16 protein-coding genes are annotated in these 19,621 nt (G+C 71.5%); 6 read left to right on the top strand and 10 right to left on the bottom strand.

Translation table 11 applies throughout. From position 1 onward, the window contains the following. The first annotated feature begins 152 nt into the window (after positions 1–152). Both C468_RS05830 and C468_RS05825 read left to right on the top strand, forming a co-directional pair. A complete protein-coding gene (locus C468_RS05830; protein WP_008847949.1) occupies positions 153–2,237 on the top strand; it encodes a prenyltransferase/squalene oxidase repeat-containing protein in 2,085 nt (694 codons plus the stop codon). A gap of 22 nt (positions 2,238–2,259) precedes the next feature. Beyond that, positions 2,260–3,339 carry a glucosamine inositolphosphorylceramide transferase family protein gene (locus C468_RS05825; RefSeq protein ID WP_008847948.1) on the top strand — a complete coding sequence of 360 codons (1,080 nt, stop codon included), beginning with the start codon at positions 2,260–2,262 and terminating at the stop codon, positions 3,337–3,339. Between the two features lie 35 nt (positions 3,340–3,374). Here the strand turns inward: C468_RS05825 and C468_RS05820 are convergent, their stop codons facing one another. Both C468_RS05820 and C468_RS05815 read right to left on the bottom strand, forming a co-directional pair. Further along, positions 3,375–4,577: a carboxylate--amine ligase gene (locus C468_RS05820; protein WP_008847947.1), complete on the bottom strand. Its 1,203-nt coding sequence runs from the start codon at positions 4,575–4,577 to the stop codon at positions 3,375–3,377. Then, positions 4,574–5,155 (bottom strand): low molecular weight protein-tyrosine-phosphatase, encoded by a 582-nt coding sequence (locus C468_RS05815; protein WP_008847946.1) that lies wholly within the window; start codon positions 5,153–5,155, stop codon positions 4,574–4,576. Before C468_RS05815 ends, C468_RS05820 begins: the two co-directional genes overlap by 4 nt. 200 nt (positions 5,156–5,355) lie before the next feature. Between C468_RS05815 and C468_RS05810 the strand changes: the two genes are divergently transcribed. The 3 genes from C468_RS05810 (at position 5,356) to C468_RS05800 (ending at position 8,594) form a co-directional block, all read left to right on the top strand. Further along, positions 5,356–6,537, top strand: coding sequence for a glycosyltransferase (locus tag C468_RS05810; protein WP_008847945.1), 1,182 nt, complete (start codon positions 5,356–5,358; stop codon positions 6,535–6,537). Continuing rightward, positions 6,534–7,718, top strand: coding sequence for a glycosyltransferase family 4 protein (locus tag C468_RS05805; protein ID WP_008847944.1), 1,185 nt, complete (start codon positions 6,534–6,536; stop codon positions 7,716–7,718). Before C468_RS05810 ends, C468_RS05805 begins: the two co-directional genes overlap by 4 nt. Before the next feature lie 96 nt (positions 7,719–7,814). Further along, positions 7,815–8,594 (top strand): hypothetical protein, encoded by a 780-nt coding sequence (locus tag C468_RS05800; protein ID WP_008847943.1) that lies wholly within the window; start codon positions 7,815–7,817, stop codon positions 8,592–8,594. An 11-nt stretch (positions 8,595–8,605) separates the two neighbouring features. Here C468_RS05800 and C468_RS05795 read toward each other — a convergent pair whose 3' ends face one another. Next, positions 8,606–8,875 carry a HalOD1 output domain-containing protein gene (locus C468_RS05795; RefSeq protein WP_008847942.1) on the bottom strand — a complete coding sequence of 90 codons (270 nt, stop codon included), beginning with the start codon at positions 8,873–8,875 and terminating at the stop codon, positions 8,606–8,608. A 199-nt stretch (positions 8,876–9,074) separates the two neighbouring features. Here C468_RS05795 and C468_RS05790 point away from each other — a divergent pair, with 199 nt between their 5' ends. Then, positions 9,075–9,320 carry a hypothetical protein gene (locus C468_RS05790; protein ID WP_008847941.1) on the top strand — a complete coding sequence of 82 codons (246 nt, stop codon included), beginning with the start codon at positions 9,075–9,077 and terminating at the stop codon, positions 9,318–9,320. A 139-nt stretch (positions 9,321–9,459) separates the two neighbouring features. Here the strand turns inward: C468_RS05790 and C468_RS05785 are convergent, their stop codons facing one another. The 7 genes from C468_RS05785 to C468_RS05755 all read right to left on the bottom strand — a co-directional run bounded on the left by C468_RS05785 (position 9,460) and on the right by C468_RS05755 (position 19,370). After that, positions 9,460–11,466, bottom strand: coding sequence for an alginate lyase family protein (locus tag C468_RS05785; protein WP_008847940.1), 2,007 nt, complete (start codon positions 11,464–11,466; stop codon positions 9,460–9,462). Next, a complete protein-coding gene (locus tag C468_RS05780; protein WP_008847939.1) occupies positions 11,463–12,677 on the bottom strand; it encodes a glycosyltransferase family 4 protein in 1,215 nt (404 codons plus the stop codon). The genes C468_RS05785 and C468_RS05780 overlap by 4 nt, the downstream gene beginning before the upstream one ends. A gap of 270 nt (positions 12,678–12,947) precedes the next feature. Continuing rightward, positions 12,948–13,847 carry an NAD-dependent epimerase/dehydratase family protein gene (locus C468_RS05775; protein ID WP_008847938.1) on the bottom strand — a complete coding sequence of 300 codons (900 nt, stop codon included), beginning with the start codon at positions 13,845–13,847 and terminating at the stop codon, positions 12,948–12,950. A gap of 276 nt (positions 13,848–14,123) precedes the next feature. Then, the gene (glmS, locus tag C468_RS05770) at positions 14,124–15,935 is read right to left on the bottom strand and encodes a glutamine--fructose-6-phosphate transaminase (isomerizing) (RefSeq protein ID WP_008847937.1); all 1,812 of its coding nucleotides are present in this window, start codon (positions 15,933–15,935) and stop codon (positions 14,124–14,126) included. After that, positions 15,935–17,113: a sugar phosphate nucleotidyltransferase gene (locus C468_RS05765; RefSeq protein ID WP_049912110.1), complete on the bottom strand. Its 1,179-nt coding sequence runs from the start codon at positions 17,111–17,113 to the stop codon at positions 15,935–15,937. Before C468_RS05765 ends, glmS begins: the two co-directional genes overlap by 1 nt. 304 nt (positions 17,114–17,417) lie before the next feature. Beyond that, positions 17,418–17,645: a HalOD1 output domain-containing protein gene (locus tag C468_RS05760; RefSeq protein WP_008847935.1), complete on the bottom strand. Its 228-nt coding sequence runs from the start codon at positions 17,643–17,645 to the stop codon at positions 17,418–17,420. A gap of 546 nt (positions 17,646–18,191) precedes the next feature. Beyond that, on the bottom strand, positions 18,192–19,370 hold the full coding sequence (locus tag C468_RS05755) for an alpha-D-ribose 1-methylphosphonate 5-triphosphate diphosphatase (RefSeq protein WP_008847934.1): 1,179 nt from the start codon (positions 19,368–19,370) through the stop codon (positions 18,192–18,194). Positions 19,371–19,621: the final 251 nt, after the last annotated feature.

Raw genomic sequence — 19,621 nt, 5'->3', positions numbered from 1 at the left:
GCACGCGCTCCGACGCGGCGCGCGGTGGGATTAGCAGACGTATATACATAGCCGGTCGGGCCGACGGCCACAGGTATGGAACCACCTCTGTGCGGCGACCGAACCCGGACGGCGGACCGCGACGACCGGCCGCGTCCGAGCTCGTAACCGACATGTTCGACGGTATTAGCGGCGTCTCACGCAGTCTCTCAGCCGGAGTCGCTCGGGGGCGCTCCGCCGCCCACGCGGCGCGGCGCCAGCTCCCGGCGCTCGCGGACACCGGAAGCGACGAGGAGCACCTGTCCGCGGCGATCGACTGGCTGTTCCGAAGCCAGGACGCGACCGGCGGGGGCGGGTCGGCCGCCACGTACAACCTCGTGCTCGGGTGGGAGCCGCCGTACCCGGAGACGAGCGGCTACGTCGTCCCCACCCTCTACGCGTACGGCGACGACCACCCCGAAAGCGAGGCGACCGACCGCGCGACCGCGATGGCCGAGTGGCTCCTGTCGGTCCAGCGGGACGACGGGAGCTTCCCCGAGGGGACCGGCGAGCGCGGCGAGCCCAACGTGTTCAACACCGGGCAGGCCGTCTTCGGGCTCGTCGAGGCGTATCGCCGGACTGGCGATGAGGCGTACGCAGACGCGGTCCGCGCCGCCTGCGACTGGGCCGTCGTCGCGCAGGACGACGACGGTGCGTGGCGGCGGTACGACTACGAGGGCGAGGTGCACGCCTACACGACCCGCATCGCGTGGGCGCTACTGGAGGGGGCCTCGGTCCTCGACGACCGAGCGGAGACGTACCGGAACGCCGCAAGACGGAACCTCGAGTGGGCGCTCGAGAGCCGACGGCCGAACGGCTGGTTCGAGAACGCGGCCTTCGTCGCCGGCGACGACCCGGACCTCCACACGATCGCGTACACGATCCGGGGGCTCTTGGAGGGCGGCGTCCGGCTGGACGACGACGAGCTGATCGACGCCGCGAGGGGATCCGCGGACGTGCTCTTGGAGCTGCAGCGGCGCACCGGCGCCCTGACGGGGAGGTACGACGCCGACTGGGACGGGACGTGGTACCACTGTCTCACCGGCAACGCGCAGATGGGGCTGGTGTGGCTCCGGCTCTACGAGCTGACGGGGGAGGCGGAGTACGCGATGGCGGCCCGGACCGCGGCCGAGTTCCTCAAGCGGCACCAGTCGCTGGACGGTCCCGACCCCGTTCGCGGGGCGATCCCGGGGTCGTACCCGCACGTCGGCGGCTACCTCTACCTGCGGTACCCGAACTGGGCGACGAAGTTCTTCGCCGACCTCCTCGCGGGGCTGGCGACGGTCTCGCCGGGCGAGGCGACGGTCGAGACGGACGAGACCAACGGGGAGACCGAGACCGGCGAAGCGCCCGTGACGACCGGAGAGAACGCGAGCCCCGAGGCGATCGCGACGGCGTGGGAGAGCGCGGTCACCGGAGCGACCGCGACCGGCGACGACGCCCCCTTCCGCGTCTGCCTGCTGTTCGACGGCGAACACACCGAGCGGTGGGTCGCGGAGGCGATCGAGACGATGCTGGCGGAGACGAACGCCGAGATCTCCCTCGTCGTGATCAACGAGGACGCGGGGCTGCTCGGGAGCGGGAACGTGAAACGCGGCGTGAAGTACCCGGCGTACGCGGCCTACTGGATCGCGTCGGCGCTGCGACCCCGAGGGGGCGGGTCGGAGCGATACGACGACTCGGTCCACATCTCGGAGCTCACCGGGGTCGACAACGTCGAGTGGATCCGGACGTACCCGACCAACGTCAGCGGGCTCTGGAACGAGGTCCCGGAGGAGGTGGTTTCGGAGATCGGGGCGCGGTCGGACGTGGTGTTCCGTCGCGGCTTCGGGCTGGTGCGGGGATCGCTGCTCTCGGCCACCGAGTACGGCGTCTTGAGCTACCACCACGGCGACCCCCGAGCCTACCGCGGCGGCCCCGCCGGGTTCTGGGAGTACATGCACGACGAGGAGACCGCGGGCACGATCGTCCAGTCGCTGACCGACGACCTCGACGCCGGGGTTGTCCGGTCGTACCGGGACGTCGACATCGCCGACTGCGACACCCTCGACGAGATCCGCCGCGAGCTGTACGAGGGGTCGACCGGCCAGCTGGCCGAGGCGGTCGAGGCCGTCCAGGACGAGAGACAGGATCCGATGATCGTCGACGACCTCGGGCCCGTGTACCACCCGCCGGACCTCGGCGAACTGGCGGCGTACGCGCGGAAACGCTACCGATGAGCGACCGACGGGAGGCGACCCGATGAGCGACCGGCTGGAGACGCTCCGGCGGGTCCCGTTCGTCGCCGACGCCGCGCGGTCGGCGGGGAAGCTGGTCAACCACACGATCCCGGACCTGCTGCGCCCCGACCTCGACGCCGCCGCGGTCGACCGGTCCGCGGTCGACCCCGCGACCGCCGCGCCGGCGGTCTCCCTCGGACTCGGGACGCGCGACGAGGCGGACCTCCCGTTGACCCCCACCGAGATCGCCGCCGCGAGAAACCCGGCGTTCACCGCGGAGGACGTGACGGACTTCGGCGCCGTCGACTTCGTCGCCGACCCGTTCATGCTCCCCGGAGCGGACCGCTGGCACCTGTTCTTCGAGGTGTGCAACTACGCCCGCGACCCGGACGCCGTGATCGGCCACGCGACGAGCCCCGACGGGCTCCGCTGGGAGTACGACCGCGCCGTGTTGAACACGGGCGAACACCTCTCGTTTCCCTACGTGTTCGAGTGGGAGGGAACCCGCTACATGGTGCCCGAGGAGGGCGGGTCGGACGGGCGAGCGATCCGGCTCTACGAGGCGACCGACTTCCCCGGCGGCTGGGAGCCTCGGGCGACGCTCGTGTCGGCGGACCACCGCACCGACGACACGGTCGTCTTCCGGTGGCGCGACCGCTGGTGGCTGCTCGTCGGCGACGGCGACGCGGCGGGCCTGCGGGCCTACCACAGCGACTCGCTCGTCGCCGACGACTGGGAGCCCCACCGAGACAACCCGGTCGTCACCGGTCGGCCCGCCGCGTCCCGGCCGGGCGGGCGTCCGGTCGTCGGGTCCGACGGCGTCGTCGTCTTCTTCCAGGACTGCGAACGACGGTACGGCGAGGCCGTCCGCGCGTTCGAGATCACGGCGCTGGGGCCGGAGACCTACGCCGACGAGGAGCGACCGGAGTCGCCGGTCTTGGAGGGGACCGGTGCGCGCGTCGGGTGGAACTCCGGGCGGATGCACCACCTCGACCCGTGGTACGTCGACGGGCGATGGCTCTGCGTCGCCGACGGCAACGTCGCCAACAGCGCGGTGTTCACCGGCAGACACTGGGCGCTCGGGATGTACGCAGCGGATTGATCGCGGCGCTCACCGACCGCGACTGGCCCCGGCGCTCACCGACGAACCGCGTCGGCGACCCGCGACCCGAGCGTCGCAGCCATCCCGGCGGCGGCGGCCGCGAACGGCAGCGGGTCGTCCGTCGAGAACAGGTCGAAGTTCGGGTTCCGGTACAGCGAGGTCGCCAGCGCGGCGACCTCGCCCCCGATCGGGGGCGGGTCGCCGTGGCCGTCGGCCCGAAGCACGTTGTAGAGGTACGCGAGCTCTCCGCTGAGCAGGTGCGAGCCGACGCCGACCTCGTACTCGACCGCGGCCGGGTCGGGGCGTTGACCGAGGGAGAGGGCGGCGTAGTGGCGCGGGAAGTCGACGCCGGCGTGCACCGGTAGCGCCAGTGACCCCCAGAAGCGGGGGTTGATCTCCATGAGCCTGAAGCTCCCGTCGCGCGCGTCGCGCCGGAACTCCACCATCGCCGGCCCGTGCCAGTCGAGCGCCGAGAGGAGGGCGGTGCCGTGCTCGCGCAGCGCGTCGATATCGACCGCCTCGCGGTAGACGCTCGCGCCGCCGGTGTAGGTGAAGCTCCGAATTCGGTGGTGCTGGAACGTCGCGACCGGCTCGCCCCGGTCCATCAGCGCGAAGAACCCGTACTCGCCGTCGCTCGGCACGAACTCCTGTGTGACAGGCACGTGGCCCATCTCGTCGACGACCGACTCGACCGGCGGGCGCTCGCCGGCGTCGAGGAGCCGAACGTCCGGCTCGCGAGAGCCCCGCCCGTCCTCGTCCACGAGGATGGTGTACCGCGGCTTGACGACCAGCGGGCCGTCGTCGTCGGCCGGCCAGTCGGTGAGCAGCCGCGTTCGCGGGACCGGGACGCCGAGGTCCGCGGCGACCGAGAGGAGGGTCCGTCGGTCCTGCGCGCTCCGGAGCGCGTCGAAGCCGGGCCACACGGGGTCGAGGTGTTCCGAGAGCTCCCGGCGTCGCGACGCGAGGGCGTACGCGTCCGCCTCGCGCAGCGGGAGGATCGTTATCACGTCGTCTCGCGCGGCGAGGTCGACGAACGCGTCCGCGTACCCCCGCATCGATGCGGTCGGGTCGGGGACGTCGACGACCTCCGCGCAGTGCTTCGACGAGAGCGCCGGGGACCGCTGGCCGTCGGACGCGAGGACGGGCGCGACGCCCGCGCGGGCGAGCGACCGCACCGCGACGACGCTGCTCTGAGTGCCGATCGCCGGGACGACCGCCGCCGGCCGGTCGTCGGTCATCGCGCGCCCTCCAGCGCCTCGGCGAGCCCGTCCACCGAGCGGACCACGTCGGCGTACAGCGTGCGGAACCGGTCGAGCCCCTCGCCGTACGGGTCGCTGATCTCGTACCCCTCGCCCGCGAAGACCCCGAGGAACCGCGTCTTGTCGTCGAGGTCCCCAAAACCGCGGCGGAGGTCGTGGTAGTTGAGCAGGTCCATCACCACCACGAGGTCGCTCCGGTCGAGCTGTTCGGCCGTGACCGGCTTCGACCGGTGGTCGGAGAGGTCGACGCCGAGCTCGTCGGCGACCCGGACCGCGTCGTCCGGGCTGGCGCGCCCGGCGGTCGTTCGGAGCCCGGCGGAGTCGACGGAGAGCCCGTCGATCCCGCGGTCCTCCGCGACCGAGTCGAGGTACCGCTCCGCGAGGGGGCTCCGACAGATGTTCCCGTAACAGAGGAACAGCACGTGCAGGTCGCCGGACGCGGCGCCGTCCGGCGGCGACGCGTCGAGGACCGACGGCGACCGCGCGAGCGCGAGGCGCAGGCGCTGGGTTTCGATACCGGCGTGGTTCCGTGCGGCCGAGAGGTATGAGCGGATCATTGGTGAGCGGACCGTCGGTCGGGTGCGGCGACCCGACCCCGGCGGTAGATACCGGAGAAGAGCGGCCGCGGAGGCTTCGTTACCGAGACGCTAATCCGCGGACGGAGGGGCGTGCCGGCCGTCGAGAGCGCCGCCGATCCGCCGATAACCGGTGGATACCTTTATCAGCTCCAGACGGAGGGGCGGTCGAGCCGTCCCGAATGTACTCCATCCTCGCGAGCGCCGTCAACCACCCGGACACGATCGAGCGCTACAACGGCCTGTTCAACCACCGCATCCTCCGCTCGCTCGCGGAGAGCGGCGTCGGCGTGAACGCGGTGTCGCCCCGGCCGTTCGCCCCGCCGGTCGGCCCGCACGCCGAGTACGGGTCGATCCCGACCGTCGAGGACTGGGGGGCGTACGCGGTCCACCACCCCCGGTTCTGGTACCTACTCCCCAAGCGGTTCTTCTACGGGCTGGCCGGCGACTCCTTCGCCCGCCGGGTCCCGCCGTACGCGGACCGGGCGTTCGAGACCCCCGACGTGGTCCACGCCTGCCACATCTACCTCGACGGGTACGGCGTCCTCCCGTACGTCCGCGAGCACGACCTCCCGCTGTTCGTCGTCGCCCACGGCACGATCCTCAACACCTACGACGACCTCGCCCGGGGGGTCCGCGAGCGCGTCCGCGAGACGCTCGACGAGGCGACCGGCGTCCTCTGCGTGAGCGACGCGCTCGCCGAGCGAGCGGGCGAGCTGACCGACTCGGCGAAGGTCTCGACCGTCCCGCTTGGAGCCGACCCGGAGCGCTTCCCGGTCGACCGGCGCGAGGCGCTCCGGACCGAGCTGGGCGTGGCGCCCGACGCGACGGTCGTCCTCTTCGTCGGGCAGTTCCTGAAGCGCAAGGGGGTCGAGGAGGCGGTCGACGTCGTCCGGCGCGTCGACGACCCGGACGCGACGTTCGTCTTCGTCGGCAACGGCGGCGACCTCGCCGACAAGGTGCGCGACGCGCTCGCCGACACCGGGCGGTCGCCGCGGCTCGTGTTCGACGGCCTCCCGCCGGTCGCGCTCCGCCGGTGGTTCGCGCTCGCCGACGTGCTGTGGCTGCCGAGCCACACGGAGGGGCGCCCCACCGTCATCTACGAGGCGATGGCGAGCGAGACCGCCGTGTTGGCGTCGTCCGTCGGCGGGGTTCCGGAGCAGGTGGTCGACGGCGAGACCGGCCTGCTGGTCGAGCCGACCGACGCCGACGGGCTGGAGGCCGGCCTCCGGTCGCTGCTCGCGGACCGGAACCGCACCCGAGCGATGGGCCGGGCGGGCCGCGACAGGCTCCTCGAACGGGGATGGACGTGGGAGGCCCACGCCGAGCGGGTCCGGCGGCTTCACGAGGAGGCGATCGAATGAGGGACGCGGACGACGGGCGGGCGTCAGACGGTCCGACCGGCTCGGACAGCGAGCCGACCGACCTCTCCCTCCTCGTCTTCACCTCCCACCGACCCGAGGAGGTCGTGGAACCGCTTCGCGAGACGGACCTCGACGTCGCGGTCGTCAGCGTCGACGACGGGGGGTCGCTCCCCTCGCGGGCCGCGACCACCGTCCGGCGGACGCGCCGGGCGCTCGCGGCGCACGAGCCCGACGCGGTCCTGCTCGACTGCTACGAGGCGATGGGCGCGCTGGTCACGCTGCTGGCGGACCGCCGCGGCGTCCCCGTGGTCGACCGGCTCGTGGGCGACACGTGGCTGCGGTTCGAGAACGGGATCCGGGAGGCGAAACGCGAGGGCGAGTGGGGTCGCGCCGCGGGCTACCGCGCGATCCTCGGGGTCGACGAGTTCGTCTTCTCCCGCGCGAGCGGGTTCGTCGTCGTGTCGGAGCAGCTCGGGGAGGTCGTCCGCCGGCGGACCGGGTGTCCCCCCGAGCGCATCGGAAACGTGCCCGTGCCGGCGCCGGGGGGAGGCGCGGGGGCGGGAGCCGGCGAGACGGAACCGGCAACCGGCGGCGACCGGTTCGGGATCGACGCCGACCGCGTCCTGCTGACGGTGACGAACCTGAAGTACCGGGCGAAGCTCCGGGGAGTCGAGACGGCCTTGGAGGAGCTCCTCCCGCTGCTCGAAGCCGACCGGGACCTCGCGTACGTCGTCGCCGGCGGCGGCGAGTACGCCTCTGAGCTCCGGTCGGTCCTCGACGAGCGCGTGGACGACCCGGACGCGCGGCGGCGGATCCACGCGCTGGGGTTCGTCGACGGCGTCGCCGACCTCTACGCGCTGGCGGACGCCTTCGTCTACGTCTCGTACCTCGACGGCTACCCGCGCGTCGTGTTGGAGGCACAGGAGGCCGGGCTCCCGGTCGTCGCGAACGACGCGTTCGGGATGCGCGAACAGGTCGAGGACGGCGAGAGCGGCTACCTGATCGACCCGGAGGACCCCGGGGCGCTCCGCGAGGCCGTCTCCTCCCTCCTCGCGGAGCCCGAGACCCGGCGCCGGTACGGGGAGCGCGGCCGCGACCGCGTCGCGCGAGAGAACGCGCCCGAGGTCGTGGGACGACGACTGGAGGCGTTCCTCCGGCGGCTGGCGGCGGAGCTCGGCTGAGGCGGCCCGGCGTCCCGACTCGGCGTTGACACGTCGGCCCGCGGCTCGTGGACGGATTTAAATAGGCTCGCGCTAAGAGGAGGTAATCCCTTCATAATGGGCTCTTCACCGGCCGTCGACGTCGACTCGGACCCGCGCCTCACCGGCGAGCACGTGCACCGGGTGCCGAGCGACGCGGGGACGGTCACGCTCGTCGGGGTCGTCCACGACCACCCGGCGAGCGCGTACCGCGTTCGACAGGTGGTGACGGCGCTCGACCCGGACGTGCTCGCGCTGGAACTGCCGCAGATCTCGATCCCGCTGTTCGAGCAGTACGCGGACACCGACCGCTCCCCGCCCGTCTTCGGCGGCGAGATGAGCGCGGCGATTCGGGCCGCCGCCACGGACGCGACCGTCGGTATCGACCGGCCGAACGCCGGCTTCTTCCGCCGGCTGGGGGTGACGCTGCTCCGGGAGCGCCCCTCGCGACGGACGGTTCGGAACGTGCTATCGAGCGTGGCCGAAACGACGAGACACGCGCTCACCTGTCGCGCCGCGGCGGCGATCGGCGACCGCGCCGCGATCCGACTGGAGGTCGACTCGCCGGTCCCGCACGACGTCGACCGCGCTGACGCGCCCGCCGAGCAGGCGCGCGACGAGCGCGCGCAGGTGCGCCGGGCCGACTCGTTCATGCGCGCGTTTCGGACCGCGAGCCGCTCGCGGGCCTCTCGCCTCGAAGACGCGGCCAGGGAAGAGGAGATGGCCGATCGGCTCTCCCGGCTCCGGGAGGCGAACGACGTCGTCGCCGTGGTCGGTATCAGCCACCTCGACTCGGTGGCCGAGGGGCTGGACCCGGTCCGCGAGGCGACCTCGTCCGGGGACGACCGCGACCGGTGAACGGCACCGCCTCAGCGGTGCGATTCGATTTTGATGACCGGGTTTCCGTCCCTGTCGGCGATGATCGTCGCCGTCGTCGAGTCCGCCTCGAACCGGAGGGTCATTTTGAGGTTGCGTTCCTGGAAGAGGCCGTCGAGCGCGTTCGTGTTGATGTCGTCGCTGATGATCCACTCCTGGTCGATCACGTCCTCGTCGTGAGCCCTCGCGATCGCCGTAACGACCTCCGTGCTTAGCTCCTCGTTCTCGTCCGGCTCGTAGTAGAACTCTCGCGTATCGCCCATCTGAATACGGACGTCTCCAGTGGTAAAAAAAGATTTTATCGTATTTGGTGATAGTTAAGTTTTAAATATAAACACAGAAAAATGTATAAGATTATGAGAATATAAATAAATGCTGGCCGTCGCAACACGGGTCGATTCTTCTTGTGAAATAGCTATTCTCTTTATAACTATATGCACGTGAGGAATATATTCGGACGAGATGGAGCGAGATCACATCACTAACGACGACGAAGGCAAAGCGGTAGTCGACTCCCACGGCGAGAAGGTCGGGATGATCACCGAGGTCAAATCCGGCACCGCGTACGTGGACGCTGACCCGGGCCTCACCGACACCATCCGCTCGAAGCTCGGCTGGGGCGACGCCGACCAGGACGACTATCCCCTCGAGAAGAACCGCGTGCACACGGTGACCGACGACGAGGTCCGGCTCAAAGACGAGTTCTAGACGCGACGCCGCGGAGTGGGGACCATTTTATCGGACCCGTATCGGACCCTATCGAGCGTGAGCGCTTCGTGATCGATGGCGGGAGTACGTGTCTCGAGGTCGCGGGGTGGTTGCTTATCTCAGAACGAGCGGTGTCGGGCTACCCCTCTTCCGGGTCGATCGACAGGATCGTCCGCACCTCGTCGCCCGCCGGCTTCGTGACCGCGATCATCGGCCGGAGCCGCTCCCGGCCGTACCGGGGGAAGTACGGCGACTCCGCGAGTCGCACGCGCTCCGTCCCGGGGAATCGGATCGACGCGAGCCGGTCGCCGTCGGCGCGGATGTCGAGGCCGTCGGTCCCGGAGCGAAGCTCGCCGTCGGGGTCCGGCTCGGCGTCCGTCGCCGCCTCGGCGCGGGCCACGGGCTCCCCGCGCACCTCGACGCCCGGGTGGAAGTGGTAGCGGACCGTGTACGTCGCGTCCGGGTCGCCCGTGACGCGGTCGACGATCCGCCAGCCCGACGGCGTCGCCCCGCCTGACCCCGGCGCCCCGCCTGACGCCGACGATCCCGACGCCCCCCTCGTCGCCACCGACCGCCGGTGTTCGTACGAGGGGCCGCCGAGCGAGCGCCGGGCGTGACTGGCGGCGATCCGGTCGCCCTCGTCGGCCTCGACGGCGACGCTCGTGCGCTTGCCCAGCATGTAGCTGCCGGCGGTCGGGATCGGTTCGATCCCGTCGTACTGGGCGGTGTTGTGGGCCGCCGCGCTGCGGGCGTACTGGCGGCGCGGGTTCGCCCCGTAGTCGTACACGCCGGTGTCCGCGAGCACCTGTCGCCCGTCGACCCACAGCAGGACCCCGAGCTGGTCGTTGTGCGAGTGCGCCGGGAGGTGCGGCGGCCCCACGTCGCCGACGTCGAAGAGCAGGGTCCCGTCCCCCGCGGTGAGCGTCCGGTAGCCGGAGCCCGCCGGGTGGTGGCGCGACCGGACCGTCGGCGTCAGCGAGCACGCCCGGCAGTACGCCAGACAGGATCGCGCGCGGATCGCCTCCCCGCGCACCGAGTCGTTCAGCAGGGGGATCTCCCCCGAGGGCTCCGCGAGCGACGAGAGGAAGCCCATGGCGTGTTCGGCGACCGTCCCGACCGCGGTCGTCGGGTGCCCGACCGCGGACAGGAGGTCGGTCGCGGTCGCGTACCGCCGGAGGACCGTGACGTGGTACATCGGGCTCCGCTCGAAGTGACCGCCGTCGGCGAGGAACTGCTCGTTCCCGGCGCGCTTGAGCAGCTCCCGTCCCGTCCGCACCCACCCGGTGTCGTGGTCGCGGAAGAGCACGCCGGCCGCGATCAGCGCCGCCGCGTTCTCGATCAGGTGGTTGCCGCCGATCTCGTGTTCGACGTGGTTCGCGAGGAACAGCGCGTTCCGGTAGGTCATCCGCACCAGCCGGTCGGGGACCTCGGTCCCGTCGTCGCCGTCGCACCAGGCGATGTAGCGGGCCCAGTGGAGGATCCGGAGCGACACCGAGTGGGGGGTCCACGAGCGCCGGAGGTACGCCGCCTCGCCGATCGGGCTCGACGCGTCCCAGTCGAACGCCTCCGCTTCGAGCCGCGACCGGACCTCGTCGAGCCCGGTCGTCGACTCCCACCCGAGGACGAGCCGCTCGAACCCCTCGAACGAGGCGAGCTTCAGCCGCCAGAAGATCGGCTGCTCGTCGATCTCCTCGCGCTCCCAGTCGATGCGGTCGCCGAACGCGATCGTCCGGTCGAGGAACGTGTACCGCCCGTCTGCCGCCTCCTTCGCCGCCTCGCGGGCGTCCGCGCGCTCGGCCTCGGAGAGGCTCGCCCGGAGCCGGTCGAGGTTGGCGCGGATCGGGGCGGGAGCGATCGAGGGATCGTCGGGGACGCGCCGGTCGTACCGCTCGTCGAAGTCGATCGGCAGCCGCGGGACGACGGCGTGCCGGAGGCGGCGCTCGAGGATGCCGGCGAGCTGGACCGCCTTCATGTTGGAGATCGTGTGAGCCGCGACCGACCAGTCCCCGGGGCGCCGGAGCAGCCCGCGGCCGTCGTCCTCGCCGCCGCGGTTCCGGTCCGAACCGCCGCGGTCTCCCGCCGGCGGTGCCGGCGCGTCGTCGGCGACCTCGCGCCGCTCCGCCGGCGTTCGGAACGAGTCGCTCATCGGCCGGCCACCTCGTCGAGGACCCGGCCGAGTTCGCGAGCGACGACCCCGCGGTCGTACCGCTCGACCATGTGCGTCCGCCCGCTGTCGCCGAGCGCGGCCCGCCGCTCCGGGTCCGACAGCAGGTCGTCGAAGGCGGCCGCGAGCCGCTCCGCGTCGTTGTCGACGAACAGGCCGCCGCCCGACTCCTCGATCAGCGTCTCGACCTCCCCGACGCCGGTGGCGACGACCGGGAGCTCGCAGGCCATGTACTCGTACGCCTTCGTCGGCACCGCGTACGCCAGCGTGTCGTCGCGTTTCAGCGGGGCGACACCGATCATCGCGCCGTCGAGGACCTCCGGGATCCGCTCCCGCGGCACGAGCCCGGTGAACTCGACGCGGTCGCCCAGCCCCTCCTCGGCGACCAGCCGCTCCAGCCGGTCCCTCGTGTCGCCGTCGCCGACGATCCGGAGGGTCGCGTCCGGCGTCTCGACCGACGACATGGCGCGGACGCAGGCGTCCAGGTCCTGCGCGTGGCCGACGTTCCCGGCGTAGACGATGGTCGGCTCCCGGTCCGCCTCAGTCGGTCGGAACGTCTCGGTGTCGACCCCGTTCGGCAGGTGCCGGACCGACCCCTCGTCGATCCCGTACCGGTCGACGAGGTCCTCGCCGAGCACCCTCGTCGTGACGGTGACGCGGTCCGCGGTCCGGAGGACGAGCGCCTCGTACCACCTGCTCGCGCGCTCGACCGCGCTCCCCTCGTCGATGAAGCCGAGGCCGACGGCGGCGTCGATCCAGAGGTCGCGGACGTCCACGACCCACGGCGTGTCCGCCAGCAGGCCGAAGGGGAGCCCGGCCAGCCCGGTGAAGATCGGCGGGGAGGAGGTGACGATCGCGTCGTACTCGCGGTGATGAACGAGCAGCCAGCAGAGCGCGTGCAGCGGGAACAGGAGGTAGTACGCCATCCGAGCGAGGAAGCCGGGGTCCTCCGACGCCGGCTGCCACGCCCAGAGCCGGTGCGCGGTGACGCCGTCGACCGTCTCCGTGGTCTCGCGCGTCCAGGAGCGGGAGAACTGGCCGTGCGGGAACGTCGGCGGCGGGGCCAACACCGTGACGTCCCAGTCGCCCTCGGCGAGGTGCTCGCAGGTGTCGCTCACCCGCGAGGCGTTGCCGGACCGGTCGGGCGGGTAGTGCTGGGAGACGACGGCGACGCGCGGGGAGTCGTCCGCCATGCGCTATCGCGCCGGGACCCGCGGTCGAGTCGGCGAGGACCGTCGGGTCGCGCGTCGTTCAGTTGCCGTTCCTCGACCGGTCGGCCCATCGGCCGGGCGACCGGTCGACCGGTCGGCCCGTGGAGCCGTCCGTCGTCGGGTCGAAGCGAGCTGTGGGTTCATGATCGGGGCGATCGCCCGTCCCGGTCGGACGCGGCGTGTCACTGTCCCGGCGTACCGCGCTCGGAGGTATTGTTACGGACTCGCTAAGTCCCCGCGGCGGTCGTCGCCCTACGCCCCTCGGGTGAGCGTGTCGAGTCCCGCGGCGAGGTCGACGGTCGGCTCGTAGCCGAGGTCGGCCCGCGCGCGGGAGATGTCCGCCCTGCTGTGCCGAACGTCCCCCTCGCGCGCGTCGGTGTGGACGATCGGCGAGTCGCTCCCGACGGCCGCCCGCACGCGCTCGGCGAGTTCGGCGATCGTCACCGACTCGCCCGTGCCGACGTTGTAGCCGGCCCCCACGGCGTCGGTCTCGGCCGCGAGCCGGTTCGCCCGGACCACGTCGTCGACGTGGACGAAGTCCCGGGTCTGCCCGCCGTCGCCGTGGACCGTCAGGGGGTCGCCGGCGCGCGCCTGTTCGAGGAACGCCTCGATGACGCCGGCGTAGTCCCCCCCGGTCTGGCCGGGGCCGTACACGTTGAAGTACCGGAGCGCGACGGTCTCCACGCCGTACAGCTCGTGGTACAGCCGGGCGTAGTGGTCGCTCGCGAGCTTCTGGAGCCCGTACGGCGAGGTGGGGTCGAGCGCCGCCGTCTCCGCGACGGGAACGCCGTCGGGATCGCCGTAGATCGCGGCGCTCGACGCGAGGACCACGCGCGCGTCGTGCGCCCGGGCGGCCTCCAGCACGCGAAGGGTCCCGGTCGCGTTGACGGAATGGCTCTCCAGCGGTCGGGCCACCGAGTCGGCGACGCTCACGAGGGCGGCCTGGTGGAACACCACGTCGACCCCGGCGACCGCCTCGTCGAGGGCCTCTCGGTCCCGGACGTCGGCCTCGATCGTCCGGACGTCGGTCGGCACGTCGGTCCCCGGATCCGTGTCGAGCACGGTGACCTCGGTGTCACCGCGGAGCGAGTCGACGAGCGCCCCGCCGATGAATCCGCCGCCTCCCGTAACGAGCACCCGCTGTGCATCCATGATGGCTCCCGGTTGGCCCGACGCCCGGTTTAGTAGGCGGTGCCTTTCGGGCGGGAGTACGGGCGAAGTCGGCGGGAGTACGGGCGAAGTCGAGAGCGAGTGCGTCGAGCGGTCCGGAGTGTCGAGCGACGTGGCTGTCGCTCGGCGGGTAAGAGAGGGACCCCGGACGTCGCAGAACACAGGTGCTGGCACACAAGCTGGTTTGCGGTTGCGACCGGCGTCCCTACACCGTGTTCGCGGCCGAGGGGTATTAAACTGCTGGAAGCGAGGGGCGCGTCACTCGACGGTGACGCTCTTCGCGAGGTTCCGAGGCTTGTCGATCGGCCGCGAGAGCTCGTTCGCGGCGAGGTACGAGACGAGCTGGAGCTGGACGTTCGCGAGGACGCCCGCCACGTCGGGGTGGGTGTTCGGGATATCGAGCACGTGGTCGGCGTACTCCTCGATCCGGTCGGTCCCCTCGGCGGCCACCGCGACGACGGGCGCGCCGCGGGCGCGGATCTCCTTGACGTTGTGGAGCGTCTTCGTGTCGTCGCGTCCGGTGAACACGGCGAACACCGGCGTGTCCTCGGTGACGAGCGCCAGCGGCCCGTGCTTGAGCTCCGCCGCCGAGAACCCCTCCGCGTGGTCGTAGGTTATCTCCTTGAACTTCAGCGCCCCCTCCAACGACACCGGGTGCCCGACCCCCCGGCCGATGAAGAAGTACGAGTCGCTGTCGTGGTACTCGGTCGCGACGGTCTCCGCCGTCGACTCGTCGAGGATGCGCTGGACGTCGTCTGGCAGCACCGAGAGCGCCTCCAGCAGGTCCGCGGTCGCCCGCGGGGTCCCCCCGACGATGTCGTGGCTCAGCCGCTCGCTCAACAGGACCAGCGTCGCCACCTGCGAGGAGAACGACTTGGTCGCGGCAACGCCGATCTCCGGGCCGGCGCGGATGTAGACGGTGTCCTCGCACTCGCGGGTGACCGTCGAGCCGACGACGTTCGTCACCGCCAGCGTGTGCGCGCCCGTCCCCTGCACGCTCCGGATCGCGGAGAGCGTGTCGGCGGTCTCCCCGCTCTGGGTGACCGCAACCACGAGCGTGCGGTCGTCGGTCGGCGGCGGGTTCGACCCGTACTCGCCCGACAGGAACGCCTGCGCGGGGATCCCCCGGTCGGCGAGCAGCGCCTGCGTGTACAGCGCCGCGTGGTACGACGTGCCCATCGCGACGAGGTGGACCGACTCGATCCCCTCGAAGGCGTCGTCCGCGAGCTCCTCCAGTTCGGCCCGGCCCTCGAGCGGGTCGCTCCGCCCCCGGATCGCCTGCCGGAGCGCGGTCGGCTGCTCGTAGATCTCCTTGAGCATGTAGTGGTCGTACCCCCCTTTTCCGGCGTCCTCGGGGTCCCAGTCGACAGTCTCGACCTCGCGCTGGACGGCCACGCCGTCGGTGTCGGTGATGTCGTAGCCGTCCGGGTCCATCACGACGACGTCGTCGTCCTGGAGGTAGACCACCTCGTCGGTGTACTCCAGGAAGGCCGGCACGTCGCTCGCGAGGTAACAGCGGTCGCTGGACCGACCGAGGACCAGCGGCGAGCCGGACCGGGTCCCGTACACGGCGTCGCTCCCCTCGAAGACCGCGGCGATCGCGTAGCTCCCGGAGATCCTGTCGACCGCGCGCCGGAACGCCTCTTCCGGCGGGTAGCCGGCCGAGAGGAGCTCCTCGATCAGGTGCGGCACGACCTCGGTGTCCGTGTCGCTCGTGAAATCGTGGGTCGAGAGCTCGTCTTTGAGCTCGGTGTAGTTGTCGATGATCCCGTTGTGGACGACCGCGACCTGCCCCAGACAGTCGGTGTGGGGGTGCGCGTTCGCGTCCGTCGGCGGACCGTGCGTCGACCACCGGGTGTGGCCGATCCCGGTCGCGCCGCGCACCGCGGTCGCCTCGACGGCCTCGCACAGCTCGTCGATCTCGCCGGAGCGCTTGATGACGTCGAGCCCGTCGGGCGTGACCGTGGCGACCCCGGCGGAGTCGTAGCCGCGGTACTCGAGGTTGCGGAGCCCCGAGAGGAGTTCGTCGACCGCGTCCCCCGTCCCGACGCGGGCGGTGATGCCGCACATCAGCCCATCACCTCCGCGCCCTCGGGGACGTCGTGTCTGAGCGCGACGCCGGAGCCCACCGTCGCCCGCGGGCCGACCCGACAGCCGGGCGTGACCGTGACGTTCGACCCGACCGTCGCGCGGTCGGCGACGATGCCGCCGAGCCGACGGTCGGTGTACTCGACGCCGTCCAGCACGAGCGTCGCGGACCGGCCGGGCGAGACCGTGCCGTCGCCGATCGTCGCGCCGCCGCCGACGATCGTGTCCCGCAGGACCGCGCCCGCGCCGATCCGGGCGTCGGGACCGACGATGGACCCCTCCAGGACGGCGTTCTCGCCGACGGTGGTGCTCGCGTGGAGGCACGTCCCGTTCCGGACGACCGCGCCGGCCGAGACCTTGCAGTCGGGACCGACGAGGACGTGGTCGCCGATGACCGCCGACTCGTGGACCCGCGCGGAGTCGTCCACGGGCCGGTCCGCGGCGACGAGGTCCGGGTGCGAGTACAGCAGTGTCTCGTTGGTCTCCAGCAGGTCCCACGGGTACGAGGAGTCGAACCAGACGCCGTTCGGGGCGGCGGCGACCACCGGCCCCCGAAGCTCGTCGATCGCGGCGGTGAGGGGCCGCTCGCCGCTCTCGAACCCGGTCCGGTCCAGCGCGTCGAATATCGACTCGTCGAAGGCGTACACGCCGGTGTTCACCCGCCCGGACCCGCCGTCGTCGCTCTCGTCGATCCGGTCGACGAGGCCGTCGCGGACGCCGACCGTGCCGTACTCGGTCGCGTCCGACGCGGAGGTCACGGCCAGCGCGGCGGTCGCGCCGGACTCCGCGTACCGCTCCGCGGTCCCGCGCACCATCGCCTCGTCGATGACGTTGTCGCCGTTGACGACGAGGAACTCGTCGCTCACGTGGCCCGCGGCGACCTGAAGCGCGTGACCGCTGCCCAGCTGGCTCTGTTGGGTCAGGTAGGTGAGGTCGAGGCCGCGGTAGTCGTCGCCGAAGTGGTTCTGGATCCGCGTCTTCGCGTGGCCGACGACCATCGCGACCTCCTCGACGCCGAACGCGTCCAGCGCGTCGAGCGGGTACTCCAGTATCGGCCGGCCCGCGACGCGGAGCATCGGCTTCGGCTGGTACCGAGTCAGCGGCCGGATGCGGCTCCCCTCGCCCGCCGCGAGGACGACCGCCTGATCGAACGAGCTCACGGACACGTCGCGGTCCCCCGAACCGTCCGCGAGCGATCGGCCGCAGCGATGCGATCGGCTGCCCGGCTCCGGTGGCGGGCTCCGAAATAAGGTCGGACCATGCCCTGCCTGTGGCGCCGGTACTGATTGTAATGCGGAACCTTTCGGTCGACGCCCGTCGAGAGACACGCGCCGCGGATCTCGCGAGATTCGTTAGGAGCGACCTACCGAGCGGGCGCCGACCGGCTACCCGGCGGCGCCCGTCCACCACGACGCGAACGCCGAGTGACGGGCGGAACGACGGACGCAGAAGCCCCTTCGGGCGTTACCGAACGTCCAGCTCAACGACGTCGTCGGTGACGGTGGCGACGTAGCCGCAGTAGTCGAACGAGAAGCGGACGCCGGACCGACCGGCGCGGTCGTCGTCGAACAGCGCGTCGAACGCCTCGGGATCGATCACGTCGCTCAACAAGGGGAGATCACCCGGCGACGCGCCCTCGGCCTCGGCGACGGCGCGCACGACCGCGACTGTCGCAGAGGTCTCGTCGCCCATCGGAACTCGAGTGACCGGCGACCCGCGGGTCGCGGCTGACGGCTGTCGACGTTCTGCATCGGAACTGGTCATGAGATGTGTGCCTTGCCGTAGTCAACGCCTCCATTTTATAAACAGTGTCGATTTGGCTGAGAGATAGCGGAGGATTCCTCCGGTTTTCACGTCTCAAACCAGTAATTTCGGACCTGTCTGCGTGAAAGAACCGGTCGTGAGCCGGCGACGCCCGACCCGTCGGAGCTCGCGACATTCATGTCAGGTCTGATAATTATACCATATCGGTTTTAGATGTTATATAGCAAAGTCCTCCCGAGTTTAATCGAGAGTCGTACCGCAGTCGGACGTGAACGTCCATGACCCCGGGCGGCCCGCCTCCGCTGTGGTACCGGTCCTCGCACTTCGTGCTCCCCCTCCCCTTTTCGGGTCCGCGATTCGGTCGTTCCGCAGGCAGACCGAGAGCGTCGGCGCCGGCCCGACTCGGTAGCGGCGGCGGGGCGGCGCGCTCGCGACCGGGTCGACCCCATGCTCACGACTCGGTCGACCCCACGCTCACGACCCGGCCGGCGGCGTTCGCCGTTCGGTCGTCGCGGTGCGGTCGGTTCGGACGGCCTCCGTACCGGCGACGAACGCGCGGTCGACGGTCGGCGTCTCGCTGGGATCGACCACGATGAGGTCCGCTCGCGCACCCTCGGCGATCCGGCCCCTGTCGTCGAGCCCGGCGGCCGCCGCCGGGTTGCGAGTGACGCGGTTCACGCGCGTCGACAGCGATTCGCCGGTGTCGACGAACGGCGCCGCGAGCAGCGAGGGCGGGTGGTAGTCGGCGCACAGCACGTCGACGAGTCCGTCGTCGATCGCGTCGCGCGCGCCGAGGTTGTCCCAGAGGCTCCCGCCGCGGACCAGGTTCGGGGCGCCCATCACGGTGGCGAGCCCGAGGTCGGTCGCGCGCCGCGCTGCGCCGCGCGTGAGCGGGTACTCGCTGATGTCGGTGCCGTGGTCGGCCATCCGGTCCACGTCGCGCGCGGACTCGTCGTCGTGGGACGCCAGCGGCACGCCGGCGCGCCGCGCGAGCCCGGCGATCCGGCGGATGCGGTCGTCGCGGTCGGCCGGGTCTAACGACCGCCGGGTCTCGATCACGTCGTCGACGCTCTCCGCCGGCCAGTTCCGGTCCTCGACGTAGTGGCGCTCGAACTCGGCGTCGTCGTACTGCCCGTCGCCGGGAGCGTGGTGCATCACCGAGAGGAGGTCGATCCCGAACCGGTCGATGACGCCTTCGACGGCGTCGGCGCTCTCGCCCGCCAGCTCGCACCTGGCGTGCAGGCGGTTGTCGCCGAGGGTGTACTCCGCCCGGCTGATCTCGGCGGCGACCGCCTCCGCGGTCCGGAGCGTCCGCCCGTCGTCCGGCGACTCCTCGAACGCGACGGCGTGGAACTTGGTCGTGATCCCGTGGAGGACGTTGGCGCGGTCGGCCGCCGTGAGGGCGGTCCGGGTGTCGACGCTGGCGCCGGCCCGGGGAGAGCGGTGGTGTTCGATGTCGTCGCCGTGGAGGTCGACGATGCCGGGCATCACGACCCGACCGTCGGCGTCGACGGTCGTCGCCCTCGCGGAGTCGCCCGCGGACCGCCGATCGACCCGGACGATTCGGTCGCCCGCGATCACGACGCGCCCGCCCTCGAGGACGCCCGAGGGCGTGACGACCCGCCCGTTTCCGATCTCCGTGATCCCGGTCATCGCTCCGTCACCTCGGCCGGCCGGCTCGCCTCGGCCGCCTCGATCGACGGGCGCGTCCCGACAGTCGAGACCCCGGCGGTCGCGTTCGCAGCGGTGGAAGGGCAGTGCATGACCTCACCGTTATCCCACCCAAATATTTGTTAAGCGGTGACAACCCGAGACCGACGACGCGACGCGAACCGGTAGGCACGGCCTATCCTCTCGGATGGGTGTGATGATCGAGGTGAATACCCCCCATTATCAGGTCACGA

This window comes from Halorubrum kocurii JCM 14978, assembly GCF_000337355.1.
GTDB lineage: Archaea > Halobacteriota > Halobacteria > Halobacteriales > Haloferacaceae > Halorubrum > Halorubrum kocurii.
This window is presented reverse-complemented; position numbering and strand designations above follow the sequence as displayed.